At 72.0% G+C, this 8,887-nt stretch carries 8 protein-coding genes; 2 read left to right on the top strand and 6 right to left on the bottom strand.

Annotation, left to right across the window (positions count from 1 at the left end; genetic code table 11):
- The first annotated feature begins 12 nt into the window (after positions 1-12).
- Positions 13-1,041 (top strand): coenzyme F420-0:L-glutamate ligase, encoded by a 1,029-nt coding sequence (locus V1260_RS02170; protein WP_329745157.1) that lies wholly within the window; start codon positions 13-15, stop codon positions 1,039-1,041.
- A complete protein-coding gene (locus tag V1260_RS02165) occupies positions 1,038-1,718 on the top strand; it encodes a TIGR03089 family protein (protein ID WP_329745155.1) in 681 nt (226 codons plus the stop codon). Before V1260_RS02170 ends, V1260_RS02165 begins: the two co-directional genes overlap by 4 nt.
- 32 nt (positions 1,719-1,750) lie before the next feature.
- Here V1260_RS02165 and V1260_RS02160 read toward each other — a convergent pair whose 3' ends face one another.
- The 6 genes from V1260_RS02160 to V1260_RS02135 all read right to left on the bottom strand — a co-directional run bounded on the left by V1260_RS02160 (position 1,751) and on the right by V1260_RS02135 (position 8,799).
- Positions 1,751-2,521, bottom strand: a complete 771-nt coding sequence (locus tag V1260_RS02160; protein ID WP_329745154.1) for an ABC transporter ATP-binding protein — start codon at positions 2,519-2,521, stop codon at positions 1,751-1,753.
- A gap of 13 nt (positions 2,522-2,534) precedes the next feature.
- Complete coding sequence (locus tag V1260_RS02155) at positions 2,535-3,461, bottom strand: ABC transporter permease (protein ID WP_329745153.1); 927 nt, start codon at positions 3,459-3,461, stop codon at positions 2,535-2,537.
- Positions 3,458-5,569, bottom strand: a complete 2,112-nt coding sequence (locus V1260_RS02150; protein WP_329745152.1) for a glycosyltransferase — start codon at positions 5,567-5,569, stop codon at positions 3,458-3,460. Before V1260_RS02150 ends, V1260_RS02155 begins: the two co-directional genes overlap by 4 nt.
- A gap of 53 nt (positions 5,570-5,622) precedes the next feature.
- Positions 5,623-6,780: a UDP-galactopyranose mutase gene (glf, locus tag V1260_RS02145; protein ID WP_329745151.1), complete on the bottom strand. Its 1,158-nt coding sequence runs from the start codon at positions 6,778-6,780 to the stop codon at positions 5,623-5,625.
- Between the two features lie 118 nt (positions 6,781-6,898).
- A complete protein-coding gene (locus V1260_RS02140; protein ID WP_329745150.1) occupies positions 6,899-7,795 on the bottom strand; it encodes a glycosyltransferase in 897 nt (298 codons plus the stop codon).
- A complete protein-coding gene (locus V1260_RS02135) occupies positions 7,792-8,799 on the bottom strand; it encodes a glycosyltransferase (RefSeq protein WP_329745149.1) in 1,008 nt (335 codons plus the stop codon). Before V1260_RS02135 ends, V1260_RS02140 begins: the two co-directional genes overlap by 4 nt.
- Positions 8,800-8,887 lie beyond the last annotated feature (88 nt).

Genomic DNA, 8,887 nt, shown 5'->3' with positions numbered 1-8,887 from the left:
CCCGTAGACGGAATCCCGGCAATAGGAATTGGAGAGTTCCGCGAGGGCGCGGACCTCGCCGCCCTCCTCGCCGCCGCCCTCGAGCCCCTCGCGCCCCGCGAGGGGGACGTGCTGTGCGTCTCGACCAAGATCGTCTCGAAGGCGCGCGGGCTGCGGATCGATCCCGCCCGGCGCGACGAGGCGATCCGCGCGGCCGCCGTCCGCACCGTCGCCCGCCGTCGCCACACCCGCGTGGTCACCTCGGTGGTGCAGATCCCCTCCGGTCCGGTGATGGCCGCCGCCGGCGTCGACGGCTCCAACGCCCCCGACGGCCCGCTGCTGCTGCCGGAGGATCCCGATGCGGAGGCGCGCGCACTCCACGAGGGCCTGCGCGCGCGGCTCGGGCTCCGCCTCGGGGTGGTGCTCACGGACACCTCCTCCCGGGTGTGGCGGGTGGGCGTCACCGACATCGCGCTCGGCGCCGCCGGGATCAGCGCCCTGCAGGACCTCCGCGGCGGGACCGACGCCGACGGCCGCCCCCTCACCGTCACCGTACGGAACCTCGCCGATGAGCTCGCGGCCGCCGCGGACCTCGTCAAGGGCAAGGCGAGCGGAGTGCCCGCCGCCCTGGTGCGTGGCGTCCCCGGGACCGATGCGACCGACGTCCCCGCCCGGGAGCTGTCCCGCACCGGCGCGGACGACTGGTTCCGCCGGCCCAGCCTGGAGTCGGTGTGGGTCGCCCTCGGGCTCACCGAGGAGCAGGAACCGATCGCGCGGATGTCGCCCGAGCCGGACGAGGAGCGGATCGAGAGGGCGCTCCACGTGGCCCGGATCCCCCGCCGTGGGGACGAGGGGGCGGCCGACGCCGCGCAGCCCTCCGTGCGGCGGGAGCCCGATGCGCTCCACGTCGTCCCCGCGGGCGACGATCCGGCATCCTGGATCGCGGCGGGAGGACTCGCCGAAAGGATCCGCACCGCGCTCGGCGCCGAGTCCCTCGCCGCCCCGCTGCCCCCGTTCGCCGTCCTGATCGACCGCCCCGTCCCCGAGGAGCCCCGCCGATGACCCCTTCCACCGCCGCCTCCGGACACGCCCTGCTCGAGGCCCTCGAGCGCAGCGGCCCGCGCCCCGCCCTCGCCTGGTACGGCGAGGCCGCGCGCATCGAGCTGTCCGGGCACGTGCTCGCGAACTGGGTGATCAAGGCGATCGGGCACCTGCACGACGAGGTCGGGCTCGAGGAGGGCGACCTCGTCGTCCTGGACCTCCCCCCGCACTGGAAGCGCCTGGTGCTCGCGCTGGCCGCCTGGTCCCTGGGCGCCGAGGTGGTCGTGCCGCCCCGCGATCCCGCGGAGGCCGAGGACCCGCGGGTGGTGGTCACCGACCGTCCCGACAGCGACCTCGCCGCCCGGGCCGACGAGGTGCTCGCCCTCCGGCCCGTCTCCCTCGCGCCCCGCTTCGACGGGGAGCTGCCGGCCCTGGTGCGGGACTGGGTGCTCGAGGTGCGCGGGAGCTCCGATCGGCTTGCCGTGACGCTGCCCGCCTGGAGCGGCCCGGCACCCGCGGCGAGCACGGCGAACACTGAGGACTCTGCGGAGACGCCGCGACTGCTGGTCGAAGGGGACGGGCTCGAGGCGGTGCCGGCCCTGCTGCATGCCTGGTCGGCCGGGGGCGGGATCGTCGCCCCCGCTGCCTCCGTGTCGGACCGTCAGGCCGCCGACGAGGGCGTCACCGGCCGCGGCTGACCCTCACATATCCCGTCGGTCACGTCAGGGGATCAGCCCTCGCGGAGGGTGCGCACCGCCTCGACGGGGTCGCCGTCGAAGACGATCTTCCCCGAGCGCAGCACCACGATGCGGGTGCAGAGCCGCTCGAGCATCTCCAGCTCGTGGGAGACGACGACCATGGTGCGCCCCGCCTCCTGCAGCTCGCGGATGCGGGCCAGGCACTTGCGCTGGAAGGGCTCGTCGCCGACGGAGAGGATCTCGTCGACGAGGAAGATGTCCGGCTCGGTGTGCACGGCGACGGAGAAGGCCAGCCGCAGGAACATGCCCGAGCTGTAGTACTTCACGTCCGTGTCGATGAAGTCCTCGATCTCGCTGAACGCGACGATCTCGTCGAACTTGGCGTCGATCTGCTCGCGGCTCATCCCCAGGATCGCACCGTTGAGGTAGACGTTCTCGCGGCCCGAGAGATCCGGGTGGAAGCCCGCGCCGACCTCGATCAGTCCCGCGACCCGGCCGCGCAGCAGCACCCGGCCCTCGTCGGGGAAGAGCACCCCCGAGATGGTCTTGAGCAGCGTAGACTTGCCGGAGCCGTTGAAGCCGATCAGGCCCACGGTCTCCCCCGCGTGCACGGTGAGGTCCACGTCGTCCAGGGCGCGGAAGGTGTCGGCGAGCTTCTTCCGCTGCAGCGCCGAGAACACCAGTTCCTTGAGGGAGTGGTCGTGGCGTCGCGAGAACTGCTTGGTCACGTGCTCGACGCGGACCATCTCGCGCTCCGTGGGCACGGCGGCGGAGGCGGGGACGTCCTGCAGGTTCGGGCTCATCGCGGGACTCCTCTCACAGTTCCTGGGCGAAGCGCCGCTTCGAGCGTTCGAAGACGACGGTTCCGATCACGAAGGTCACGACCGCGATGAGCAGGCCGGCCCACCACAGACCGAAGGGCTCCCCCGGGCTCGCGAGCGTCGGATCGCCGGGCACCGCGTCGACGACCGGCCCGGCATATCGCCAGAACGCGGTGTGGAAGAGCTGCACCACGATCGTCAGCGGGTTCAGCTGGTACAGCCACCACAGGATCGTGCCGCCGATCGCCTCCTCCACCATGGTGATCCGGTAGAGCACGGGCGAGAGCCAGGTCGCGACCATCACGATGAGGTCCACGAAGTTCTCGACGTCGCGGAAGGCCGCGTTGAGAGCGGCGGTCAGCATGCCGAGGCCCATGGTGAAGACGAGCAGGATCACCATCCCCAGGAGGAAGGCGACGAGCGAGGTCAGGGAGGGCAGCCAGCCGAAGAGCAGTGCGCCCACGACCAGCACCAGCAGCTGCGGCACGAAGTGGACCAGGGCCACGATCATGCTCGACCAAGGGAAAAGCTGGCTGGGCAGGTAGATCTTCGAAACCAGCGGGGCGTTGCCCGAGATCGACCGCGTCGCGTTGCCGAACACCTCGCCGAAGAGGTTCACCACCACGATGCCGCTGAAGAGGTACACCGCATAGGCGGGAGTTCCCTCCGAGAGCTGCAGGAAGACGCCGAGCGCGATGTAGAAGACGATGAACTGCACCGCGGGCTTGACGTAGCTCCACAGCATCCCCAGTGCGCTGCCGCGGTAGCGCACCCGCAGCTCCTTGCGCACCAGCAGCGCGAGCAGGAAGCGCTCGCGGATCGGGTTCAGCCATCCGGCGTCCTGCCCCGGGGCGCGCCAGCCCTCCTGCTGCTCGGCGTGGCTCGGGGCGAAGGCGGCACGCCGGGATCCGGGCTCGCTCACGCGGCCGGGCTCCCGCCCGTCGTCGCGCCGTCCGCGGCAGCGTCGGCAGAGGCGGCCGACGGCGCCCCGGAGGCCTTGTCAGCCTCGCGCACCGGCGCCGGGTTCGCGGCGAAGGTCCGCTCCCAGGCCTCGAAGGAGGTGATCCGACCCGCCGCCTCCCGGTACTGCGCCTGCAGCTCGGGCCAGCGACGGTGCAGGTCGAGGTGGGCGCGGATCGCGGAGGCGAGCATCTCCCGCACCTGCTGGGGGTCCCGCTTATACCAGGAGATCTGGGTGCCCTCCGCATTGGAGACCAGCGCGCTGTCATAGGCGGAGAGCCGCCACCACTTCGCGTCCAGGTGCGGGATCGTCGCCTGCGGGTTCTCCTCGGCGCGGGGCTTCGGAGGCAACGCGACCTGCTTGACCAGGGTCTTCGCGGTCCACAGGGGGAGCATCAGGCGGTGCGGCTGGGTGAAGGGGCGCCCCTTGCGCGGGGGCTTGTCGACGTGGACCGCCGGGTAGTGGTCCTGGTCCTTCTTCGTGACCGCGTCGGCGAAGGCCTTCGCCATGCCGCGGATCTCGGGGAGCTTGGTCCCGATCGAGGGGTGGAGCGCCTCGGGGCCCTCGAGCACGTCCTTCTGCGCCATGAGGCGCCCGGCCTCGGTGTAGTACTGCATGGAGATCAGGTGCTTGACATCCATGAACTGCGACTCCTTGACGACGCGGCCGCCGCGCGCGTACGGGGAGTGCAGGAGCGCGGTGATGATGCGGTTGCGCTCGTGGAAGTAGGCCTGCCAGCCGACGAGGTCGTCCTTGTCCACCCAGCTCATGTGCCACACGCCCGCACCGGGCAGGGAGACGGTCGGGTAGCCGGCCTTCTTCGCGCGCAGGCCGTACTCGGCGTCGTCCCACTTGATGAACACGGGGAGGCTGAGGCCGATCGCGCGCACCGTCTCGGTGGGGATCAGGCAGCCCCACCAGCCGTTGTAGTCGACGTCGGCGCGGCGGTGCAGCCACGGGGTCGAGCGCAGCGGGTCCTGGGCGAAGTCGTGGCCCATCTCGGCCTCGGCGTTCGCGAGCGCGGGCTGGATCCGCCACGGGTCGACGACCTCGCCGAAGGTGTGCAGCACCGAGCGGTTGTTGAGGTCGAACATGTGGGCGCCGACGATGGTGGGCCGGGTGGCGAAGTCCGCGAAGGTCACCATGCGCAGCAGCGACTCGGTCTCCATCACGATGTCGTCGTCGCAGTTGATGACGTAGGTGGAAGCTCCTGCCGTCGCGGCCTCGTACATGCCGCGGGAGAACCCGCCGGAGCCGCCGATGTTGCCCTGCTCGATGATGCGCAGCTGCTCGCCGAGCTCCGCCTGCAGCGGGGCGAGCTCCTCGGGGTGGTCGCTCAGGCGGTCCGAGCCCTGGTCGACGATGTACATCACGTCCAGCAGCTCGCGCAGCACGGGCTCGGCGGCGAGGGTGCGGATGTTGTCGAGCACGTACTCGACCTTGTTCATCGTGGTCATCGCGATGGAGAAGGTGCCCTCGGTGCGGGCCGCGGAGGCGTCGGCCGTCCACTCGGCGCCGAGGATCGCGAGGTCCTCGTCGCCCGCGTAGGCGTCGAACCAGTACCAGCCGCCGTCGCCGAAGGCGGTCAGCGGCAGCTCGAAGACCTGCTCGCCGGCCCCGGAGACGGTCCGCGACTCCTGGCGCTGCAGGGTGCCGCGGGCCGTGGAGCGCATGACCACGAGGTGGCCGCTGCCGGCCGTGCGGATCGTGAGGCGGATCGCCCGCACCGGGGTCCAGCGGCGCCAGTAGCTCGCGGGGAAGGCGTTGAAATATGTGCCGAAGGAGCGCATCTGATGCGCGGGGATGCGGGCGGCGTGCCGCTCGCTGATCTCGCTGATGTCGACCTGGGCGAGGGCGGCGTGGGACGACTGCGCCTGGTCGTTGGCCCGCTTCTCCGAGGCGCTGCCGAGCCCGAAGGAGCCGCCGGTCGCGCCCGAGCGGGCGTCACCCGCCTCGATGTAGAGCGGGACCACATCGGGGCTGGCCTCTCCGGGCAGGACCAGGCGCTGCAGGAGGCGCTGCGGGGCCGCCCCGGCGGAGGTGGGGGCGGAGGTGGGGGTGACGTTCATGGTGCTCCTCGTCGACTCTCGGCTGGCCCGCCGATCGCGGCGGGTCGGGCGGGTCAGGCCCGCAGCAGCTCGGGCAGCTTGTTGTCGGCCATGGACAGGGCGGCGCCGATGGCCATGTGCATGTCCAGGTACTGGTAGGTGCCGAGGCGCCCGCCGAACAGGGTGCGCGGCTCGGCGTCGGCGAGCCCGCGGTAGGCGAGCAGGGTCTCGCGGTCGCCCCCGGAGTTGATCGGGTAGTACGGCTCGTCCCCGGACTCGGCGAAGCGCGAGTACTCGCGCTGGATCACGGTGCGGTCGGTCGGGTAGTCGCGCTCGGGGTGGAAGTGACGGGGCTCGATGATGCGGGTGTAGGGGACCTCGGCGTCGGCGTAGTTCATCACCGAGGTGCCCTGGAAGTCGCCGACCTCGAGGTGCTCCGTCTCCAGGTCGATGGTCCGCCATCCGAGCGAGCCCGCGGAGTAGTCGAAGTAGCGATCGATGGGGCCGGTGTAGATCACCGGCAGCTGCCCGCGGACGGCGTCCTTGTTCAGCGGCTGGTCGGTGTCGAAGTAGTCCGTGTCGAGGCGCACCTCGATGTTCGGGTGATCCGCCATCCGCTCGAGCCACGCGGTGTAGCCCTGGGCGGGCAGACCCTCGTAGGTGTCGTTGAAGTAGCGGTTGTCGTAGGTGTAGCGCACGGGCAGGCGGGAGATGATCCCCGCGGGCAGGTCCTGGGGGTCGGTCTGCCACTGCTTGCCCGTGTAGTTCTTGATGAACGCCTCGTAGAGCGGGCGGCCGATCAGCGAGATGCCCTTCTCGTCGAGGTTCTCGGGGTCGGTGCCGGCCAGCTCTCCCGCCTGCTCGGCAATCAGCGCACGGGCCTCGTCGGGCGTGTAGGCGGCCCCGAAGAACTGATTGATGGTGCCGAGGTTGATCGGCATCGGGTACACCACGCCGCGGTGCGTCGTGTACACCTTGTGCTGGTAGCCGGTGAACGAGGTGAAGCCGTTGACGTACTCCCACACCTTCTTGTTGGAGGTGTGGAAGAGGTGGGCGCCGTACTTGTGGACCTCGATCCCGGTGTGCTCGTCCGCCTCGGAGTAGGCGTTCCCGCCCAGATGCGACCGGCGGTCGATGATGGTCACCTTCGCGCCGTGCTGGGCGACGGCCCGTTCGGCGATGGTCAGGCCGAAGAGGCCGGAGCCGACGATGAGGAGATCAGGAGTCGACACGGGGGTCCTTTCGAAGCGTGCGGAGGGTCCGCCGGGGACCCGCTCACAGTAGCGGAGGGCATGGGGCGCGATGGCGCGTCCGCCCGGCGCGCCGACGGGTGTGGTCGTGCTCATGCACTCACCCGCGGGACTCGACGAAGCGGCGGTAGGCCAGGCGCCGCGCCCAGCCGGGGGCGAAGCGGTACACCAGGCGCATCCCGAGGTTGCGCAGCAGCTGACCGGGGCCGATGACGCGGTCCAGCAGCATCCGGCGCTGCAGCACCAGGTCGGAGGAGAAGAGGGTCCAGCCTCCGCGGCGGACGAAGAGCTGCTCGTCGACCCGGTAGTCCACGAGCACCTCGGCCAGATTCGCGGTGCGCGCGCCGCCGAGCACCATGCGCTCCCACAGGTAGTAGTCCTCCAGCAGCGGGAGGTGCCGATAGCCGCCGACGGCGAGAGCCGTGGAGCGGCGCAGCACCACCGTCGGGTGGTGGAAGGGCGAGTGGGTGCGCAGGTACTCGACGATCTCGTCGTGCGCGAGCGGGCGGCTGCGCAGCGGCCCTGTGCCTGCCGGGATGCGATCGCTGAACTCCCGCATCGCCCCGCCCACGAGGTCCAGCGGTGCCGGGACCTGCCCCGGCGCCGCGGGGGCGAGGCCCGCGGCGACCGGGATCTGTCGGGCGAAGCGGTCCGGACGGCAGAGATCGTCGGCATCGGCCCGGGCGACGAGCTCGTACGGAGAAGCCAGCAGACCGTCCTGCAGGGCCGCGGCAACGCCGCGGTGCGCCGGGTGCCGCAGCACCCGGGCGGGACCGAACTCGCCTGCCTCGACCCGGGCGACGAGAGCCTCGAGCGCGGGCGGGAGGGGGCCGTCGACCGTGAGGATCAGCAGGGTCGGCGCGAGCTCCTGCTCCCGGGTCGCCGAGACGAGCGCGAGCTCGACCCGCTCGGGGAGGTCACGGCCCCACAAGGGCATCAGGAGGGCGAAGTCGGGCGGGCCGCCCCGGGCCGACCCGGCAGAGGGGCCGGCGGTCATCGGCCGGCCGCCCGTTCCACCGCGCGCACGTCGGCCGCGGCCTCGCCGTCGACGGCGAGGACCTGGGCCGAGGGCCGCGGACCGCGGGCCAGGGCGGCGAGGAGCCCGCGCAGGCCGCTGCCGAGCAGGTCCCCCCGGTGGCGGAGCAGCTGCCCGGCCCAACCGAGGGCCGTGCGGCCGCCGTAGAGGGCCCGCTCCAGCGGGGTGAAGGAGTCGGTGCGCAGCAGGGCCCAGAGACGGTTGCGCACGTCGTAGTAGAAGCGGCCGCCGGGGTTCGCCTGGGCGTTGTCGAAGCGGACGGTGCGATGCTCGACCACCGACCCGGGGACCGCGATCCCGCGGCCGCGGCGCAGCAGGCGCCCCGTGTGCTCGAAGTCGTCGGACCAGATGAAGTAGTCGGCGATCGGCAGACCCAGTCGGCGCACGTCCTCCGCGTTCAGCAGGGCGGAGACGTAACTCGCTGTGCGTATCGGCCGGCCATGGGCGCGGGCGGCGTCCTGCTTCTCGCGGGCGCTCGCCCCGAGGCGGGTCCGCTGGCTGTTCATCGGGTGGGGGCGACCATCGGTCCAGACGGCGCGCGAGCTCAGCACCGAGAGCCGCGCGGGCGAAGCCTCGAGGGAGCGCAGCAGCTCGGCGAGGGCGGCGGGCCGCGGAACGGTGTCATCGTCCATCACCCACACCCAGTCGGCGCCGTGCCGCTGGAGGGCGCGGGCGATCCCCGCGGCGAAGCCGCCGGCCCCGCCGACGTTGCGGCGCAGATGGAGGACGTCAGCTCCCAGCGGATGCTCGTCGGCGACGCGCCCGCTCGCATCACTCGAGGCGTTGTCGATGACCACGACCGCGTCGGGCCGACGGGCCTGGGCGGCGAGCGCATCGAGGCAGTCGCGCAGCAGCTGCTCGCGGTTGTAGGTGACCACCACCGCGACGATCCGCTGGGAGGCGGCTCCCGCGTGGGCGGTGCGATCACTCGCCCGGGCCTCGCCCGAGGGTGCGGATTGGGTCACGGATCCTCCTGCGCAGTCGATGCCGCCGCGGCGACGGGCCCAGTCTACGGAGGCGCACGACGGGGAGGGGACGGGGAGGGGCGGGCCG

Origin of the sequence: Brachybacterium sp. J144, from assembly GCF_036321705.1 — a bacterium.
Taxonomy (GTDB): domain Bacteria; phylum Actinomycetota; class Actinomycetes; order Actinomycetales; family Dermabacteraceae; genus Brachybacterium.
Note: the sequence above shows the minus strand (reverse complement) of the source record. Positions and strands in the feature narration are given on the sequence as shown.

Coding starts and splice junctions, on each gene's coding strand:
- V1260_RS02160 (WP_329745154.1), bottom strand. CDS start 2,521: ATGAGCCCGAACCTGCAGGACGTCCCCGCCTCCGCCGCCGTGCCCACG.
- V1260_RS02165 (WP_329745155.1), top strand. CDS start 1,038: ATGACCCCTTCCACCGCCGCCTCCGGACACGCCCTGCTCGAGGCCCTC.
- V1260_RS02140 (WP_329745150.1), bottom strand. CDS start 7,795: ATGACCGCCGGCCCCTCTGCCGGGTCGGCCCGGGGCGGCCCGCCCGAC.
- V1260_RS02150 (WP_329745152.1), bottom strand. CDS start 5,569: ATGAACGTCACCCCCACCTCCGCCCCCACCTCCGCCGGGGCGGCCCCG.